The organism is Bremerella cremea, from assembly GCF_039541315.1.
Taxonomy (GTDB): Bacteria; Planctomycetota; Planctomycetia; order Pirellulales; family Pirellulaceae; genus Bremerella; species Bremerella cremea.
Genome location: NZ_BAABFZ010000003.1, coordinates 1,423,698 through 1,441,355, shown reverse-complemented (window position 1 = coordinate 1,441,355; position 17,658 = coordinate 1,423,698). Strand labels below are relative to the sequence as shown.

At 56.6% G+C, this 17,658-nt stretch carries 16 protein-coding genes; 11 read left to right on the top strand and 5 right to left on the bottom strand.

The annotated features are described in order from the left end of the window. Window positions 1-138: 138 nt before the first annotated feature. Complete coding sequence (locus ABD890_RS08155) at window positions 139-2,712, bottom strand: ATP-dependent Clp protease ATP-binding subunit (protein WP_345087698.1); 2,574 nt, start codon at window positions 2,710-2,712, stop codon at window positions 139-141. 71 nt (window positions 2,713-2,783) lie between these two features. Next, complete coding sequence (locus ABD890_RS08150; RefSeq protein WP_345087696.1) at window positions 2,784-3,191, bottom strand: tetratricopeptide repeat protein; 408 nt, start codon at window positions 3,189-3,191, stop codon at window positions 2,784-2,786. A gap of 473 nt (window positions 3,192-3,664) precedes the next feature. Here ABD890_RS08150 and thiE point away from each other — a divergent pair, with 473 nt between their 5' ends. From thiE to ABD890_RS08130, 4 genes are all read left to right on the top strand, one after another. Beyond that, window positions 3,665-4,741, top strand: a complete 1,077-nt coding sequence (gene thiE, locus ABD890_RS08145; protein ID WP_345087694.1) for a thiamine phosphate synthase — start codon at window positions 3,665-3,667, stop codon at window positions 4,739-4,741. 294 nt (window positions 4,742-5,035) lie between these two features. Further along, entirely contained in the window at window positions 5,036-6,073 is a 1,038-nt protein-coding gene (locus tag ABD890_RS08140) for a DUF1559 family PulG-like putative transporter (protein ID WP_345087692.1), read from the top strand. A gap of 85 nt (window positions 6,074-6,158) precedes the next feature. Next, on the top strand, window positions 6,159-6,617 hold the full coding sequence (locus ABD890_RS08135) for a carboxypeptidase-like regulatory domain-containing protein (RefSeq protein ID WP_345087690.1): 459 nt from the start codon (window positions 6,159-6,161) through the stop codon (window positions 6,615-6,617). A 90-nt stretch (window positions 6,618-6,707) separates the two neighbouring features. Beyond that, window positions 6,708-7,148, top strand: a complete 441-nt coding sequence (locus ABD890_RS08130) for a GNAT family N-acetyltransferase (RefSeq protein WP_345087688.1) — start codon at window positions 6,708-6,710, stop codon at window positions 7,146-7,148. 45 nt (window positions 7,149-7,193) lie between these two features. Here the strand turns inward: ABD890_RS08130 and ABD890_RS08125 are convergent, their stop codons facing one another. After that, the gene (locus ABD890_RS08125; protein ID WP_345087686.1) at window positions 7,194-7,904 is read right to left on the bottom strand and encodes a carbonic anhydrase; all 711 of its coding nucleotides are present in this window, start codon (window positions 7,902-7,904) and stop codon (window positions 7,194-7,196) included. Between the two features lie 430 nt (window positions 7,905-8,334). Here ABD890_RS08125 and ABD890_RS08120 point away from each other — a divergent pair, with 430 nt between their 5' ends. The 5 genes from ABD890_RS08120 (at window position 8,335) to ABD890_RS08100 (ending at window position 13,467) form a co-directional block, all read left to right on the top strand. After that, on the top strand, window positions 8,335-9,318 hold the full coding sequence (locus tag ABD890_RS08120) for a DUF6268 family outer membrane beta-barrel protein (protein WP_345087684.1): 984 nt from the start codon (window positions 8,335-8,337) through the stop codon (window positions 9,316-9,318). 154 nt (window positions 9,319-9,472) lie between these two features. Next, entirely contained in the window at window positions 9,473-10,468 is a 996-nt protein-coding gene (locus ABD890_RS08115) for a response regulator (protein WP_345087682.1), read from the top strand. Window positions 10,469-10,719: 251 nt separating this feature from the next. Then, the gene (locus ABD890_RS08110) at window positions 10,720-11,541 is read left to right on the top strand and encodes an MlaE family ABC transporter permease (RefSeq protein ID WP_345090863.1); all 822 of its coding nucleotides are present in this window, start codon (window positions 10,720-10,722) and stop codon (window positions 11,539-11,541) included. Between the two features lie 3 nt (window positions 11,542-11,544). Continuing rightward, the gene (locus ABD890_RS08105; RefSeq protein ID WP_345090860.1) at window positions 11,545-12,372 is read left to right on the top strand and encodes an ABC transporter ATP-binding protein; all 828 of its coding nucleotides are present in this window, start codon (window positions 11,545-11,547) and stop codon (window positions 12,370-12,372) included. Between the two features lie 18 nt (window positions 12,373-12,390). Then, on the top strand, window positions 12,391-13,467 hold the full coding sequence (locus ABD890_RS08100) for an MlaD family protein (protein WP_345087680.1): 1,077 nt from the start codon (window positions 12,391-12,393) through the stop codon (window positions 13,465-13,467). A 260-nt stretch (window positions 13,468-13,727) separates the two neighbouring features. On the opposite strand, the gene ABD890_RS08095 is transcribed toward ABD890_RS08100, so the two are convergent. Next, window positions 13,728-14,360: a PEGA domain-containing protein gene (locus tag ABD890_RS08095; RefSeq protein WP_345087678.1), complete on the bottom strand. Its 633-nt coding sequence runs from the start codon at window positions 14,358-14,360 to the stop codon at window positions 13,728-13,730. Window positions 14,361-14,732: 372 nt separating this feature from the next. Between ABD890_RS08095 and ABD890_RS08090 the strand changes: the two genes are divergently transcribed. Together ABD890_RS08090 and ABD890_RS08085 are read left to right on the top strand one after the other, a co-directional pair. Then, window positions 14,733-16,079 carry a PP2C family protein-serine/threonine phosphatase gene (locus ABD890_RS08090; protein WP_345087676.1) on the top strand — a complete coding sequence of 449 codons (1,347 nt, stop codon included), beginning with the start codon at window positions 14,733-14,735 and terminating at the stop codon, window positions 16,077-16,079. Window positions 16,080-16,208: 129 nt separating this feature from the next. Further along, window positions 16,209-17,399: an LptF/LptG family permease gene (locus ABD890_RS08085; RefSeq protein WP_345087674.1), complete on the top strand. Its 1,191-nt coding sequence runs from the start codon at window positions 16,209-16,211 to the stop codon at window positions 17,397-17,399. On the opposite strand, the gene ABD890_RS08080 is transcribed toward ABD890_RS08085, so the two are convergent. Beyond that, window positions 17,396-17,641, bottom strand: coding sequence for a hypothetical protein (locus tag ABD890_RS08080; RefSeq protein WP_345087672.1), 246 nt, complete (start codon window positions 17,639-17,641; stop codon window positions 17,396-17,398). The two genes, ABD890_RS08085 and ABD890_RS08080, sit on opposite strands and share 4 nt — an antisense overlap. Window positions 17,642-17,658: the final 17 nt, after the last annotated feature.

Sequence of the window (17,658 nt, the reverse complement as noted above, 5' to 3'; positions counted from 1 at the left end):
AATGACACCATAGGGCCGGTCAACGTTCGCCCATAAAGGCCATAATGGTAACGGCTTGTCTTTGTTGTAGGCACGAAAAAAGCCCTGCGACGTGAAACGCAGGGCTTTTCGTTTTTTGGGATTCAGAACGATCCGCGACTAAGCTTCTTCGCTCGATTCACCTTCGCCACCGCTACCGGCAGCGACGGTTTCTTCCGCTTCAGGCTGCTGGAGCGAGCCTTTGAAGTCGAGGCGAACAGCTTTGCCTTCGTCGTTCATGATGGCATCGACCGTGATCGTATCCATGCCTTGGAACTCGCCCTTGAGCAGTTCTTCCGAGAGCGGATCTTCGATCGAGTTTTCGATCGCACGACGCAGCGGACGAGCACCAAAGTCTTGGTCTTTGTCCGACTGATGGCTGCGTTTGATGATCAGCTCTTTGGCGGCGTCGGTCAGAACCAGGTTGTAGCCTCGTTCTTCCAGACGTTCGCGAACCTTCGACAGTTCCAGGTCGATCACTTCCTTCAGGTCGTCCTTGGTCAGGTGATGGAAGATGATCGTCTGGTCGACACGGTTGATAAATTCCGGTCGGAACACCTTGGCGATTTCTTCCTGGACACGGTGCTTCATGCTTTCGTACTCGGCACCTTCGTCTGGAGCCTGGAAACCGAAAGCCGATTCGTTCTTGATTGCCGACGCACCGGCGTTGGTGGTCATGATCAAGATCACGTTCCGGAAGTCGACGTTACGACCGAAGCTATCGGTCAGGCGGCCTTCTTCCATCACTTGAAGCAGCATGTTGAAGACGTCCGGGTGAGCCTTTTCGATTTCATCGAGCAGGACCACGGCGTACGGACGACGTCGGATCTTTTCGGTCAGCTGACCACCTTCTTCGTAACCAACGTATCCGGGAGGGGCACCGATCAGACGGCTGACGTTGTGCTTCTCCATGTACTCGGACATGTCGATTTGAATCAGGGCGTCGGCATCACCGAACATGAATTCGGCGAGGGCCTTGGCCAGCAAGGTCTTACCGACACCGGTTGGCCCTGCGAAGACGAAGCAGCCGGTTGGACGCTTCGGATCTTTCAGACCGCTACGGCTACGGCGAACAGCCTTCGAGACCGCCTTGATGGCGTCGTCCTGGCTGATGACCTTCTTATGAAGTTCGGCTTCCATCTGCATCAGCCGCATGCTGTCTTCGGTCGACATACGGGTCAGCGGAATGCCAGTCATCTTGCTGACAACTTCAGCGATGACTTCTTCATCGACAACGCCATCTTTCTGGCGGCTCTTGGCCTGCCATTCTTTGACGATGTCTTCTTTCTTTTTCTTTAGCTTGTCGGCTTGATCGCGGAGCGAAGCAGCCTTTTCGAAGTCTTGGTCGGCAACGGCCTGCTCTTTCTTGCGATTGAGCGTTTCGACTTCTTCGTCGATCTCTTTGAGATCTGGCGGACGAGTCATCACGCGAAGCCGCACGCGAGCACCTGCTTCGTCGATCACGTCGATGGCCTTATCTGGCAAGCAACGACCGGTGATGTAGCGATCCGAGTATTCGGCCGCGGCAACAATGGCGTCGTCGGTGATCTGAACGTTGTGATGTTCTTCGTAACGATCGCGCAGACCCTTGAGGATCTCGGCCGTTTCTTCCTTCGAGGCAGGATCGACCTGGATCTCTTGGAAACGACGGGCCAGGGCGGCGTCCTTTTCGATGTACTTGCGGTACTCGTCGAGGGTGGTCGCACCGATGCACTGGATTTCGCCACGAGCCAAAGCTGGCTTCAACACGTTGGCGGCGTCAATTGCACCTTCCGCACCACCGGCACCCACCAGGGTGTGGAGTTCGTCGATGAAGAGAATCGTATTCTTGGCACGACGAACTTCGTTCATCACGGCCTTGATACGTTCTTCAAATTGACCGCGGTACTTGGTGCCGGCGACCATCATCGCCAGGTCGAGTACGACGATTCGCTTTTCGGCCAACAGTTCTGGCACATCGCCGTCGATGACTCGCTGTGCGAAGCCTTCGACGATGGCGGTCTTACCGACACCAGCTTCACCCAGCAGAACCGGGTTGTTCTTGGTACGGCGGCAGAGAACCTGAATGGCTCGTTCGATTTCGCGTTGACGGCCGATGACAGGATCAAGCTTGCCTTGCTTGGCCAGTTCGGTCAGGTCGCGACCAAAGCTGTCCAGGGCAGGGGTCTTGCTCTTGCTGCCTTTGCCCGAAGCGCCACCGGGGTCGGAAACTCCGCCTGGTTCGCCGCGGCCTTCTCGGCTGCTGTCACCTTCCATGCCGTGGCCAAGCAAATTGAGGACTTCTTCGCGAACGTCTTCCAGCTTCAGGCCAAGGTTCATCAGAACCTGAGCGGCGACGCCTTCTTGTTCGCGGAGCAGGCCCAGCAAGATATGCTCGGTGCCGACGTAGTTATGGTTCAGATTGCGAGCCTCTTCCATCGAGTATTCGATGACTTTCTTGGCCCGCGGGGTTTGCGGAAGCTTGCCCATGGTCACCATATCGGGACCAGACTGGACGAGCTTTTCGACTTCGAGTCGAATCTTCCGCAGGTCAACTTCCAACGTCTTTAAAACGTTAGCAGCGACACCGCTACCCTCTTTGATCAGTCCCAAGAGGATGTGCTCGGTTCCGATATATTCATGGTTGAACCGCTGAGCCTCTTGATTGGCCAGCTGCATCACCTTGCGAGCACGATCTGTAAATCGTTCGTACATGGTCATCCGTCCTCATATCGAGTTGGCGACTGCATCACCTACTGTCCTACCAACTCTATGTTGTCTCACAATTACGCGGCTTCCGGTAGGCTGGGTCCGCCTCTCTCCGCGTTTTGTTCACCCAGGTTGTCTGCCTTCGTCTTGGATGACGTGGCTTGGGCTTCCGTTTCCGCTTCTTCTCTTTCTTTCAGAAGCTGCTTCTCGCGGTGGATTTCAAACCACCAGCGTCGGCTGGCATCGAGTCGCTCGAGTTTGTCGAGGGCCTCTCGCGCTTCGTCGTATTGCTTCGTATGCCGCTTCAGCGTTGCCAGCATTAGCAGCGCCTCGGCATCTCCCGGCTCGCGCCGGAGTAACCTTAGTAATACTGCCTCGGCTTGGTACCACTGACCTTTTAAATAGGTAGTCTGGGCGCTTTGGTAGAGCTGGTCGATCGAGGTATCGATGGCATCCCAACTGCCAGAGGCAATTCGGAACCCCATCCAAACACTATTTGTTAGCCAGAAGCCAAGGACCAAATACCAGAGTCCGCTACGGACCCAGACGTTTCCTAGCTCCGGCCAGACTCCTTTGGAAACCAACGCCGCATTGAGTAGCAACGTGAATCCTAGAGCCCAGACCAGCCCAGTCCAGCGCCCACGTACCCAAAGCTCGCTGAGCCCAGGCCACAGGCAGGTAATCCATGGCGTTGATAGCATCCTTACTATTCCTGATGGTGCGGTAAGCAGCTGTGAGATCACGCACTCCCCCGCTAGGAAACGCCGGGGAATTGTAACTTCAGAAACATGGTGGAGCAAGGTAAGTCGGCAGAGTGCTTTCACTTAGATAAACTGGGTTCATCCGGCAATCGTTACCAGCCGGTCATTCTACGAAAGAAGCTCGCTGGATCGGCCGAAAAACCAGCATAAACGACACTGCTAGCTCGACCTGAATTATCCCTACGATCGGCGATTTTATGTCCGACTCCCACAATCCGAACGATCGCGGCTTACCACCATCGATGGACATTTCGCTAGGAAGAACGCTCGACGCGGCTGCCAATCGAGCTAGCGAAGGTTTGCGTGTCATCGAAGACTTTGTCCGTTATGGGCAGAACGATCGCTTCCTGACGGAGCAACTTAAGTCGCTGCGACATGAGCTAGACAGTACCCTCCAGAAGTTCGATCGCCTGGCATCGATTCAATCGCGCGACACCTTCGGAGACGTCGGCACGACGATCCAAGGCAAACTCGAACATACCCGTCACGGTTGGAGCGACTTGCTGACGGCGAACTTCAAGCGATTGCAACAAGCCCTTCGCAGCTTGGAAGAACATGCGAAGTTAATCGACGGTGAAGCAGCGGCTTCGCTGGAGCGTGCCCGCTATCTTTCATATTCGCTGGAAAAGATGGTGCTGACCACCGTCACCGCGGCCCGTCAGTTTGCGGAACCATCTGTCTACGTTCTGATCGATGGCCAGGCGAGCGTTGATGCCTTCGATCGTTTGGCAGGGGCGTTGGTCGACGCCGGCGTCGACGTGATTCAGCTTCGCGATAAATCGATTGACGATCGAACGTTGGTCGCGCGGGGCGAACTGCTGCGAAAGCGAACGGCGAACACGGCGACCAAGATGATCTTCAACGATCGAGCCGACCTGGCGAAAGTAACCGGGGCCGATGGTGTACACGTGGGGCAGGAAGAACTGACCGTCAGTCAGGTGCGTTCCGTGTTGGGAACCGGCAAGCTTGTCGGCGTTTCGACCCATTCTCTCGCTCAGGCTCAGCAGGCGGTGCGCGACGGAGCCGACTACATCGGCATCGGACCAACCTTTCCGAGCACAACGAAATCATTCGAGCAGTTCCCCGGTCTCGATCTGATTCGCGAGGTTGCCACCGAGATCACCTTGCCGGGGTTCGCCATCGGCGGCATCGATCCCACCAATGCCGCACTGGTCGCCGAAGCCGGTATCAAACGGATCGCCGTTTCCGGATGCGTGGCCAAGGCAAGCGACCCAGGGGCGGTTGTTGCCCAGTTGAAGTCAGCCCTCGCCTAAGTGTTCTTTTAGGTCTACTTACCCCGTCGGTAGCGGTAACGATCGTTGGTCTGCAAAGGAAATCGACGATCGTTGCGATTCTTTGTCGCAACATGGGGGCACTTGCGACACTTCCCCGTGAAATTCGCCAAAAATGGAATTAGTGCAGATAAGCTACCGATGTTGCGGCATTTGTGCTTGAGTCAGTCCAATTGAAGGCTAAGATTGGGATGCGACAAGATTCTAAGTAATTCTGATTTATTTCTTCGTCGCCAGTCCCCCCCCCCGATCACCCCGCCTTCAGGAACCCCATCCATGCGACAGGCTCGAACTGCGTTTACTCTCGTCGAATTACTGGTCGTCATCGCGATCATCGGCGTTCTCATTGCCTTGCTTTTGCCCGCCGTCCAGCAAGCTCGTGAAGCGGCCCGACGTATGCATTGCTCGAACAACTTGAAGCAAATTGGCCTGGCGCTGCATAACTACCACGACACACATGGCAGTTTCGTGCCACGCGCAACGGGGACGACCTCCGGTTCGACGCAAAACAATGGTCGTTTGAATGGTTTGATTCCGTTGCTGCCGTTCATCGAGCAAAACGCCATGTTCGATGCCATCTCGTCGGGCGACTCGACGAAGCCTCCTTACGGCGGCAATACCTGGGAAGTCTGGGGTCCGTGGGAAGTTGCCCCGGTCGCCTATAGCTGTCCTTCCGATAACTACAGCGGATCGCGACGCAATACGTTTAACTACCGCTTCAGCCTGGGCGACTCGATTGCTAACACGATCAATGCGACGCGCGTGCGAGGGTTGTTTGCCAAGCGTGATGGAAGCTCGTTCCGCGACATCACCGACGGTACCAGCAACACGATCGCTATGAGCGAACGCAAAGTGAACGAGTTCAACCTGGGCACTCGTGGCGGGCAGATTCCCGTGACACAAGGTGTGACCACCGGCGTGAGCGATCTGTCGACCAGCCCGCTGAACTGCCTGGCCGAATCGGACGGACGTTTCTATCTGGATGCGGGCTCTGTGAAGGGGCGTGGTGGTTGGTGGTTTGCTGACGGTCAGGCCGAGCGAGCCGGTTTTCATACTGTGTTGCCACCGAACTCGCCAGCGTGTGTCGAAGGAAGCGACGGCAGTGGTGACAGCGTGACGTCGTTGATCTCGCCCAACAGTAATCATCCGGGCGGTGTGATGACGCTGCGTGCCGATGGTTCGACCCACTTCGTTGCGGAAACAATCGATACGGGCGACTTGAGCCTGGCCGAATCGACTGGCGGTCGAAGCCCTTATGGTGTCTGGGGTGCCCTGGGAAGCAAAGCGGGCGGTGAAACTAACACCGGTTCGTAAGCTTCTTCACAGCGGTCTTAGTCACGCCCTGGCGGGTGATCGGCTTGCCAGGGAATCTGATGGTATCTTTTCCCAAGGGCTCACCATGCACACTTCCACTCTCTCCACACCCTATTGGATGCTTGTCGTCGCGATTGCTCTGGTTGGTTGCAATGCGAATAGCCTTCCATCTGGTGCCGCCGCCGTGGAAGGAAACGTCACCTACGATGGTGTCCCGGTCGAAGGTGCCACGGTTACCTTTCGATCGAAGTCAGGCTTTGCCGCGGTCGGAAAAACGAATGCGGAAGGTGTCTATCACCTCAGTTCGTCGAAGATCCCTGGCGGTACCGAGCCTGGTAGCTACACCATCACCGTGGTGAAGCGGGAAGCGGCCGAAGGAGGGTCGTTGACCGAAGACGATCCCAACTACAAGCCGAATGCGTCGGCGAAACCAGTGACTCGCAAGCATTTGCTGCCAGAGAAATACAGCAAGCCGACCACCAGCGAATTGACCCGTGAGGTCGAGGCCGGCAGCAATCTGGTCAACCTGGAGCTGACGAAGTAGCCCGACCGCAGGCTGTCTGCCGGGCCACTTGGCGTTACACTGAATCGTTCGAGAAGACAACGATTCGGTGTGCTGAGGAGGGTCAACGTTTTGCCCAGCGAGATCATTCTGCGAGTTCCTTTCTTTAGCGACCTCGCCAATCTGGCGATGACGCTACGGCGCGAGGTGTTCGTGGTGGAACAGAACGTGCCGGACTCCGAGGAATACGACATCCACGATCCGACCGGCGATCATTACGTAGTGGTTCGCGAAGGATGTGTTGTCGCCACAACACGCGTACTGCGGTACGAGGAAGAATCACGACTATCGCGGTTTGCGGTTCGTCGATCGCTGCGTGGCAGCGGGGTCGGGGGACGCCTGTGCGACTTTGTGATGAAAGATCTGGCCGCCCAGGGACGAACGAAAGTCTTTCTGCATGCCCAAGTCGATAAGATCGGCTTCTATGCGAAGTACGGATTCAAACCGTACGGCGAAGAGTATCTGGAGTGTGACATTTTGCATCGGAATATGCGAAATTGGGAACCAGCATAGCGGTTCCCAACTTCGTGGTTTTCAGATGTCAGCGGCCAGCGAAGCTTAGCCGAGGAATTCAACTTTGCCACTGGCCAGGTCGTAGTAAGCACCGACCATCTTCACCTTGCCGCTATCGACGAAGCCCGGCAGAATCTCGCCGGTCTTGGCCAGTTTCTTGGCATTGTAAAGCGCGTTGGCCTTGGTCACGTTGACCAGCTTGTCGCCTGGTTTGCCCTTCACTTCGCGAACGACCGGGCGAATGTAGTCGACCATGCCTTCGATTGCTCCTGGCAGGGCATCGTTATTATCGATGTGGTCGATCGCCGCACGGCAGGCACCGCACGAACTGTGACCCATGACGACGACCACGCGAGCGCCCAGTTCAGCGACGGCGAATTCGACGCTACCCAGCAGGATTGGACCGGAACCGACAATGTTGCCGGCGACACGCAAGACGAACAGTCCGCCGATTGGTTGATCGAAGACAATTTCTGGCGGAACACGCGAATCGGCACAGCCCAGGATGATCGCTGGTGGGGCCTGACCTTGAGCGTTGCGGGCAAATTCTTCTGGCGTACGTGGTGGAACCTTGGTCTTGCCTTCGACAAAACGCTGATTGCCGGCAACGAGTTGTTCGAGGATGGCATTCGGATCACGGTCGGCTGGTTCGGCGGCACCGGCCAGCGAAGCAAACGGACTCAGGCTGACGGCACCAGCCGCCATGGCTACGTTTTGGACGAAGGTGCGTCGCGAAGTGGGATGCGAGTTGCACATGGTGTAGAGCCTTTGCGTGGAAGTGGTTGATTTTGGGTGGGTATGCCATCCTGCGACAGCACTCGGAAAGCTTAGGTCACTGTCAGTTAGCCGGGGTGTCAGAGTTCCAATTGGGGCGCAATTCGTGTCATGCTCCTGCGTTCCGAGAAAGATAGCGGCGGAATATTGCCTATTTTGAAACTGCGCTGTTCCAGCAAGTAAATGCAGTTGGAAAATGGCAATTAATGTGTGGCCGAAGCGATTTCACCTTGATCTGACCTCGGGCGATATCGTAGAAGGTCCCGGTCTGTGCGGCTGTGCCATGCTTTGCTAGCAGCCCATCCCTGGTGGATGGTGATTCCAACAGTATCTGGCGTGCATGGTAAGCGGAGATGCAAATCCACTTGCATTGGGGACTTTCCCCCAGCCAGCAACGACGAGCGAGCACCCCATGATCATTCGAACAATCTTCTTTTGCTGCCTGGCGATGGCCTGGACTTCGTTGGCCTTTGCCCAAGGCTATGGCCAGCCACAGGCCGAGCCAGTTGGTTATCGCCCGGCTGAAGGCGAGATCGAAGTTCAAGAAGGTGGCCCATATATCGAAACCGAAGTCCCCAACAATTACGCTCCGCCGTCGGTGGTCGATTCCGGGGTCTGGCAGTTGATGGTGCCACGGAAGGGATCGGCCACGTTCACTTATTTGGGTGGCGGAGGCAACGATGGCCTGGGGATTACGTCGATCGATACGTCGGCCAGTTTCATGGCACCGCTACCGATCTGGGGGGGCATGTATGGCAGCCTGACGCCCGGTTTCGATTGGGTTTCGCTCAATGGCCCGAGCGGTTTCGATCTTCCGTCCGATTTGTATCGTGGCTCGCTGAGCCTTGGTTTTATCAAGCCATTTGAAAGTGGATCGCAGCTTGTCGTCGGTATCTCGCCAACTTTCGCCACGGATGGCCACGCCGATGCCAGTGACGCGTTTCAGTTCAATGCCTTTGGGATGTACAACTGGAAACGCTCCGAGAAGTTCTCGTGGCAGTTCGGGATCGCAGCAACTGGCCGCGACGATATTCCAGTCTTACCGGTAGTCGGTTTCACCTGGAAGCCGAACGACAACTGGGAGATCGAAGCTTCGGTCCCTCGTCCACGAATTTCGCACCGCCTGCAGTGGTTCCCGAGTCTGGGTGAGAACTGGGCCTATGTTGCCGGCGAGTTCGGCGGTGGTACGTATGGGGTCGATCGCAATGGAACGAGCGACCAGTTGACGCTTCGCGACTTTCGCTTGCTGCTGGGTTGGGAACGTCGCAACCCAGGCGGCTTTAGTCCCGCGATTGAAGCTGGTTACGTCTTTGGTCGGGAACTGGAATACGAGTCCGACGGCTCGAAGTTCAAACCATCGGACACGTTCCTGATCCGCGCCAGTGTCTCGTTCTAAGCTGGATTCATCGGAAATTTACACGCTCTGAACATAGCTTGCATCGGTCAACGATAGCCTTAGCAGCTTAGCCTCGACGCCTCCTTTCTTTTCGACAGGCGCGGGCTCATGATGTCGCCACTTTGAATGGAAAGACAAGCTGTTGGCGGAGACCGTGCAAATTTTTTCTGATCAAACAGCCCAGCCTCGCAGCGGAGGAATCTTCGTTTCGGGGTACGACGAAATCACGATCCTTGTCGTCGACGACACGGCCGTGGACCGTGCGCTGGTCGGGGGCGTTCTGCAGAAGAACAACTGCGGCAACTTGACTGTTCACTTCGCCGAAAGTGGTGAAGAAGCGCTGGAGATGATTGCCGGCGAAGACCCCGACGTCGTGCTGACCGACCTACGCATGCCAGGCATGGATGGGCTCGATCTGGTGAAAACGATGCAGGTCGATTACCCCTTCATTCCCTGCGTGCTGATGACCGCCCACGGTAGTGAAGAGATCGCCGCGGAAGCCCTGCGAAACGGAGCCTCTAGTTTCGTCCCGAAGAAAGATCTGATCCACAAATTGGCGTCGACGCTGATCCATGTTCTATCGTCGGCGCACCACGACCGGATGGCTCGACGTTTTGACGAGTGCTGGAACGAGACCACCTCGCAGTTTACGCTGGCCAACGATGCCAACCTGATCGGAGCCGTCACCGGCCACGTGCAGAACTATCTGCAGAAGTTTCGCCATGTCTCGGAAAACGAACTAGTGCGACTGGGCGTTGCTTTGGACGAAGCATTTCGCAATGCGATGTTCCACGGCAACTTGCAGCTGGAATCGGACCTGTGGGCGGCCGATCCCGAGCGGTTCTATCTCGAGGCCCATCGCCGTCAGGAAATCGCCCCGTTCAAAGATCGTGTCGTTCACTTCACCCTGACTTGTCGCCGTGACGAAGTCCGCTTTGTGATTCGGGACGAAGGTGTTGGCTTCGATGTCGGGCAGCAGTACTTCGACCCCGACGATCCCGCCCAGCTCACGCGTCCCAGTGGGCGAGGTTTGTTCCTCATCAGGACGTTCATGGATGAAGTCGCCTTCAACGACGTCGGCAACGAGATCACGATGATCATTCGCCCGAAAATGTCGGCCGAACTGGCCCTCGATGACGTCGCGATCTGAGGCCGACTGGGCTTCGACCTGCTAGCACATTTGACAGCATCTACGTGCGAATATTTTCTCTAATCGTTACAACTTACTGAAGGATCAAGGGTGGTAACGACGATGAAGAAGATGACGACGCGGCACGGAATAGCTGCGCATTGCTTGCTAGCACGGAAAGAGACGCGGTTTTGGTATCCGGGACAGTTCCCAACTCGAACGACGATCAGCAGCACGAACCAGAATCGGCGCTGGCTGCCCTTCAATTGGCCATGTTCAACTGGCTGGCTGACTGGGGTGGTGTAGCGATCGATTGTGTCACCTCGATTGGCGAGTTGACGCTGTTCGCGTGGCGGACGATTCTATGGACGTTCGGTCGCTTGCCGAAACGAGAAACTTTGCTGCCTAGCTTCTACCAGGTTGGCGTGATGAGCCTGCCGGTGGTTGCCCTGACCGGTACCTTCATTGGTATGGTTCTGGCCGTGCAAAGCTATTACCAGTTCCGCGAACTGGGTCTTGAAACACGCCTCGGTGCCGTGATCAACATGTCGCTCGTTCGCGAACTAGGACCGGTGCTGGCAGCCACGATGCTGGCAGGCCGAGTCGGCAGTGCGATGGCGGCGGAACTGGGCACGATGCGCGTTACCGAGCAGATCGATGCATTGACCTCGATGGGGGCCAACCCGATCCATTACCTGGTAGTGCCACGCGTTCTGGCAATGCTTTTATTGATACCGGCGTTAACCGTGATGGCGGACTTTATGGGGTTCGTCGGGGGCTATTTCTATAGCGTGATCATCATCGGTATCGACAAGCACTTTTACCTGTATAACTCCCAGATCTTTGTCGGCTCGTGGGATATCTTCTGCGGGCTGTTTAAAAGCATCTTCTTTGGCGGCGTGATCGCGCTGGTCAGTTGCCACCAGGGCTTCTACTGCACCGCAGGTGCGGAAGGGGTCGGCAAAGCGGCGACGGCGGCCTTTGTGTATTCGTTCGTGATGATCCTGATTATCGACCTGGTGCTGAACATAGGCCTCGAACGCGTTTACATGACGCTTTGGCCAGACCAGATGGTTTCGATTGGAGGTGGCTAAATGATGCATGCCCGCCTCGAAGCCGACGATGCCCAGCCCTTGATCGAAGTGAACGACCTGCTCGTTCAGTTCGGCGGGCAGACCGTGCTGCGCGACATTGGCCTGAGCATTCCTCGCGGGCAAACGTTGGCCCTGATCGGCGAGAGCGGTTGCGGGAAGACGGTGCTTCTGAAGTCGCTGATCGGATTGATCCAGCCAACCCAAGGCGAAGTGATCTTCGATGGCCGCGACATCAATACTTTGAACGACAAGCAGATGACCCAGGAACGAATTCGATTTGGATTCGTATTCCAGAATGCGGCGCTGTTCGACAGCATGACCATCGGTCAGAACGTGGCGTTTCCTTTGAAGCAGCACACCAACAAACCGCTGTCCGAGATCCGCGAGATTGTATTTAACCGTTTGCGTGAAGTTGGTTTGCCAGAGTCGGTGGTTTGGAAAAAACCGGCGGAACTCTCTGGCGGGATGAGAAAACGGGTGGGCCTGGCTCGGGCATTGGTCTTGAAGCCAGACGTCGTGTTGTACGACGAACCGACCACCGGTCTCGACCCGATCATGAGCGACGTGATTAACGAGTTGATTTTGCGAACCCGCAGCAAGTATCCGGTGACCAGTATCGTCGTGACGCACGACATGCGAACGGCCCAGAAGGTCGCCGACCGGATGATCATGATGTATCCGGCCACGCGGCTGAAAGAAGCCGAACCACAGATCCTGTACGACGGACGGCCGGAAGATGTCGAAGACTGTTCCGATCAACGCGTGATTCAATTCGTCCGGGGAGAAGCGGGCCAACGTATCGAAGAAATGGGAGCCTTCATCGGCGACTAGCCGAAGTGAGCAAGTGTCATGGACGACCGCGTACTCCAATTTCGAGTCGGATTTGTGATGCTGGTGGCAATGCTGCTGACCGGGATCCTATTCTTTTTGCTGGGCGAGCAGCCGCAGTTTTTGTCGGATAAAGAAACAGTCTACGTTGTCTTCGATACGGCACCGGGCGTGACGATCGATACGCCGGTACGAACCAGCGGCATCCTGATCGGCCGCGTAAGCAATGTCAAACTGCAAGACGATCGCAAGGTGCTGGTCACCTTGAAAGTCGAACAAGAATACATGCCGCACGAGAACGAAGTCTGCCGCATCGTGTCGGAATCGTTGCTCGGCGACGCCGCGCTCGAATTTGTGCCGACCGATCGACCAGGGCTGCCGAATCAGCCGCTGCCGGACGGAGCGAAGATCAATGGTTCGGTCGCCTCGAATCCGCTGAAGGTGCTCGTCAATCTGGAAGACTCGTTGCTTTCGGCGATTGCTACGCTGGAAGATGCCGGCAGCAATGTGAGCCGCTTCGCCGCCAACGCGAATCGCTTGATCGAAGAAAACGACGATCAGGTCGGACGCATCATGGTGAAGACCGAAGGTGCCCTCGATCGGTTCGACTCAGCTTTGGCTGGGGTGCAGAACCTGGTGGGTGATCAGGAATTGAACAATCAGTTGAAAGAAGCCCTCGAAGGCTTGCCGGTTACCATTCAGGAGTCGCGTAAGCTGATCGACCAGCTGCGTGTCGTCGCAGGGCGGGCCGATCGTAATCTCGAGAACCTGGAAGGCTTCACCGAGCCATTGGGCGAACGTGGCGAACAGTTGGTCGCCAACCTCGAGAACAGCACCGAGAACCTCAACATCCTGGTAGCGCAACTCGCTCAGTTCGGGCGGAAGGTTAATGAATCGGAAGGCTCGCTGGGCCAACTGATCAACGATCCGCATCTGTATCAGAACCTGAACGACGCGGCAGCCAACATTCGGGAACTCTCGGTTCGGCTGCGTCCGATCGTGGAAGATGCCCGCGTGTTCGTCGACAAGATCGCCCGCGACCCAGGTCGTATCGGCGTGAAGGGTGCTCTGAACCGCAATCAGTCTGGCATCAAATAAGCCTGGCTCGAACTCTGGCGGCGGCAATCCATGGCCTAGAAGAAGGATTGCCTATCCTGCAAGCGCCACGCATTGGCGTCTGACGGAGTCTCTCAAGGGAAAGCAGGCAGAACGGCTTCTCTTGGATCTCACCGTTTCGGATCTTGGACTCCGCAGAGCGGGGGAGTGGCGACGGCTGAGTCCCAGCATAAAGAAAGCCAGGGTGTTGAAGCCCTGGCTGACGAGGTTGGTTCGATGTTATGCCGTCAAATTCGAGCCGGTTAGTAGCCGGACGAGGGGAGTGGCGGCAGTTCGTAGCCACCGGAAGGCAAGCTGTTCATGCCAGAACTTGGTGGCGGAACTTGCTCGGCTGGGGGTGGCAACGTTTGCCCTGGTTGCTCCCAGTAGGGAACGCGTTGCGAGGTTGGTGGGACAACCATCGACGGGACCGGAGCTTGCTGCGGTGGTGCGAGGGGCGTCATGTAGCCAGCTTGAGCGTTGGCTCGCAGCTGTTCGGCCCGGGCACGTAGTTCTTCTGGTGGAATGATTCGGAGCGGGACCATCTCGAAATCGAGCTCGCGCTGGTCACGGATTTCCCAGGGGACGAGGTTCTCGCTCACGAAGTCGAGCCCTGGGTACTGATACCAAGGTGTCTTGAATTCGTGCAGTTGGACGACTGGTTCGTACCCGTCCTTTTCCAGACGGATTTCACGTGTCCCGTAATAGGTATAGTCGGTCGCTACCGGCGTGACGCCAATTTCCTGGTTATCGACGTACAGCACGGCCCCAGGCGGATTGGTCCGAACGCTGAAACGCCGGCGCACACAGCCAGACGAGGCCAGGATCGCGATTAGCAATGCCAGCACACCGATGTGTCGAAAAACGGTTGTATTTAGTGGGAAAAATGGCCCCATGAGCTATCCTGAATCGTGGGGAAGTTGTGGGGCGGGAGTATAGCGATCTCTTAAATCCATGGCCAGATAGCTTTCCCCAGACCATTTTCCGACCACCAGCGCAGAAAAATTCGGGTAGTTGCGAATCCGTAGTGAGGGTGGATCGTTTCAGGTTAGAAATCCATAATTCCTTATCCATTGCCAAGTTGCCCCAGCTAGCGGCTGCGTTTATTATCGAAGGCTCCTTAAACAACTTTGTTGACGTTATTGCAGGCTTGGCCCACGCGGCGTCGAAGAATCTAGGGAAGATTAGGAACGTCGCCGACCAGCGTTGCGCGACGGATCTCGTGGATTTGACCCCATCAAACGAGAATCGAGTAGGTTTCTGCTGGTATGCCCCAGAGTGAAAAGCATGACTGGGCCGGATGTCTCCATGTCGCCGCCATGAGCGACATCGGTATGCGCCGATCCAACAATCAGGACCACTTCGGGGTGGCACTCTCGCAAACCTGGGAAGACTGGCAACGACGCGGGCACCTGTTTATCGTTGCCGATGGCATGGGGGCCCATGCCGCCGGCGAACTTGCTAGCGAAATCGCGGTCGAGCAGGTTCGGCACCTCTATAAGAAGTATCTCGACAAGAAGCCTGCGATGGCCCTTACTTCGGCCATCGAAGAAGCCAACATGATCATCAACCGCCGAGGCGAGTCCAACGCGGCGTTCCATAAGATGGGAACGACCTGCAGTTGCTTGCTTCTGCTGCCCCAAGGGGCCGTGCTCGGGCACGTGGGGGACAGCCGGATCTATCGCTTGCGTGGCGACAAGCTCGAGCAGTTGACGTTCGATCACAGCATGGCGTGGGAAATCAAAGCGGCCACCGCCGGCAAGGAATACTCGTCGGACGTCTACGCGGCAATTCCGAAGAACGTCATCACTCGTTCGCTGGGCCCTTCGCCCGAAGTCGAAGTCGACCTGGAAGGAGCGTTTCCTCTGGAAGTGGGGGATACGTTCATGATGTGCAGCGATGGTGCCTCGGGGCCGGTGACCGACCAAGAGATCGCCCTGATCCTGCACTCGCTCGATCCCCCCAAAGCCGCCCAGTTGATGATCGACCTCGCTAACCTGCGGGGTGGTCCGGACAATATTACTGTGATCGTGGCGAAGGTAACCGACGAGAAGTTGGTGAACGATCCGTGTAAGAATGACCCCCTGATCGAAGAAGAAGACCTTCCCCCTCCGCCGGTCGAACGTCAGGCGCGGAAGATACCGCGGACTTTGCTGCTGGCAATCTTCCTGCTGTTTGCGGGAGCCGGCCTGGCTCATTACCTGGGGCAGCCGTTATACGCGTTGGCCTCGGCCTTGGTCGGTGTGATGGTCACCATCTTATCGCTGGTCTACAAGTTCACCGGCGAACTGATTCCCTTGCCGGTCAAGAAGCGGTTTCGCTTTGGCAAAGGTCCTTACTCCGAGACCACCTGTCAGGCCGACTCGAACACATCCCTCAATCTGAAGATCATGTACGACGAGCTTTGCGACGCGGCCGAGTCGAATCAATGGACGATCGACTGGGAGAGCGTTCGACAACTGGGCGAACGCGCGGACAGCGAGATGAAGAAAGGGGAATACTACAGTTCCTCGAAGCACTTCCTGATGTCGATCGGCTCGTTGATGTCGCAGATTCGAGGGCAGAAAGGGTCGAAGAACCCACTGGAAGATGATTCTCGCGTCGATCTGACCTAAGAACTTCTCGCCGCGTACGGGCTTCCGCCGGCGATTGTCGTTTTCCGATCTGGCCAATATTGCTACAGTATGGGCCGATTCTTACCCCGGCATGGTGTCGGGACCGGATCGAAATGGATTTCGATCGCGATGGGTATACTACAACGCTATGTCGTCGAAGAGCTGGTAAAGGTCTTTTTACTGGCCCTCTGCTCGCTGACCGGGCTACTACTGTTCATCGGTCTCGGGCAACAGGCGGTCAAAGAAGGGCTCGGACTCGTTCCGCTGCTCAAAGCGATTCCTTATCTACTGCCCAACGCTCTGCGATTCGCCATCCCAGGCACGATGCTGTTCGCTGTCTGCAATGTCTACGGCCGAATGAGTGCTAGCAACGAGTTCAACGCGATCAAAGCGGCAGGCATCTCGCCGATGTCGTTGATCGCACCGGGTTTGTTCATTGCCCTGGTGCTGTCTCTGTTTTGTGTCTGGCTGAACGACGTGGCGGTTTCCTGGGGGCACCTTGGACTGCGACGAGTCGTTATGCAATCGATCGACGAAATCGTATACGGGGTGCTGAATACCAAGAAGTCGTTCCACAGCGATCAGTTTTCGATTCTCGTCCGTGATGTCGAAGGGGATCTGCTGATACGCCCCGAGATCTCGATTAACAATCCTGGCGAACAGGGCATGGTGACTATCTCGGCCACAAGTGCCAAGCTGAAGTCCGACCCTGAAAACAAACGGGTCGTGGTAACGCTGACCGACAGTTGCATCAATTCAACTGGCCCGGAAGGAAAACGGTTCGAACATCCAGGGCAGTTCGTTACCTCGATTCCACTGGACGACGCGACTGCGGTCGAAGGGATTCGAGATGCCTCGCATCAACCGATGCGACGACTTCCTTACTGGCGCGAGAAGATGGCGACCTATCATCGCCAGGTCGCCCAGGTCTTAGCTGCGAAAGGAGCGGCCTGCCTGGTGACCGGTCAGGCACCCGCCGAGGACGATCCGACGTGGATCTATTGGTCGAAGGAAAAGAACTGGTCGGCCTCGCAGATCAATCGCCTCAAGACCGAGCCCCATCGTCGCTGGGCGAATGGCTTTAGCTGTTTGTTCTTTGCGATGCTGGGCATTCCCCTGGCGATCCGCCAACGTAGCAGCGATTTCATCACCAGCTTCTTTGCTGCGTTCTTACCGGTGCTGCTGCTGTATTACCCGCTGATGGCCTTGGGGGTCGATCGGGCGAAAGATGGCCAGTGGCCTGCCAGTGCGGTCTGGCTAGGCAATGTCGCATTGCTGGCGATTGGCGGTTGGCTGCTTAGTCGAACGCTCAAGAACTAGCCGTCTGGCGTATCGTTGGCGAGACGCTGACAGAAGGGGCACTGGCTCGCTTCCACCGGATCGAATGGTTCGTCTTCGTCGTCGCTGCGGAACGCTTCGGTCTGGCGGAAACCACAGTCGGGGCACTTGTGCTCCCACGAATGAATTTCGAGTTCATCATTCTGGAAGTGATTGTGCTGGCAGGTCAGCAGAGCCGATCCACACTTCGGACAGCCACCAATCGTGATTCGCTCGCGAGACATTCCGGGCCCTTTCTGCT

Bases quoted from the DNA above. Each gene is read 5' to 3' on its own strand.
- ABD890_RS08080 (WP_345087672.1), bottom strand. From the start codon at position 17,641: ATGTCTCGCGAGCGAATCACGATTGGTGGCTGTCCGAAGTGTGGATCG.
- ABD890_RS08155 (WP_345087698.1), bottom strand. From the start codon at position 2,712: ATGTACGAACGATTTACAGATCGTGCTCGCAAGGTGATGCAGCTGGCC.
- ABD890_RS08085 (WP_345087674.1), top strand. From the start codon at position 16,209: ATGGGTATACTACAACGCTATGTCGTCGAAGAGCTGGTAAAGGTCTTT.
- ABD890_RS08135 (WP_345087690.1), top strand. From the start codon at position 6,159: ATGCACACTTCCACTCTCTCCACACCCTATTGGATGCTTGTCGTCGCG.
- ABD890_RS08125 (WP_345087686.1), bottom strand. From the start codon at position 7,904: ATGTGCAACTCGCATCCCACTTCGCGACGCACCTTCGTCCAAAACGTA.
- ABD890_RS08110 (WP_345090863.1), top strand. From the start codon at position 10,720: ATGTTCAACTGGCTGGCTGACTGGGGTGGTGTAGCGATCGATTGTGTC.
- ABD890_RS08105 (WP_345090860.1), top strand. From the start codon at position 11,545: ATGCATGCCCGCCTCGAAGCCGACGATGCCCAGCCCTTGATCGAAGTG.
- ABD890_RS08100 (WP_345087680.1), top strand. From the start codon at position 12,391: ATGGACGACCGCGTACTCCAATTTCGAGTCGGATTTGTGATGCTGGTG.
- ABD890_RS08090 (WP_345087676.1), top strand. From the start codon at position 14,733: ATGCCCCAGAGTGAAAAGCATGACTGGGCCGGATGTCTCCATGTCGCC.
- ABD890_RS08095 (WP_345087678.1), bottom strand. From the start codon at position 14,360: ATGGGGCCATTTTTCCCACTAAATACAACCGTTTTTCGACACATCGGT.
- ABD890_RS08120 (WP_345087684.1), top strand. From the start codon at position 8,335: ATGATCATTCGAACAATCTTCTTTTGCTGCCTGGCGATGGCCTGGACT.
- thiE (WP_345087694.1), top strand. From the start codon at position 3,665: ATGTCCGACTCCCACAATCCGAACGATCGCGGCTTACCACCATCGATG.
- ABD890_RS08140 (WP_345087692.1), top strand. From the start codon at position 5,036: ATGCGACAGGCTCGAACTGCGTTTACTCTCGTCGAATTACTGGTCGTC.
- ABD890_RS08150 (WP_345087696.1), bottom strand. From the start codon at position 3,191: ATGGGGTTCCGAATTGCCTCTGGCAGTTGGGATGCCATCGATACCTCG.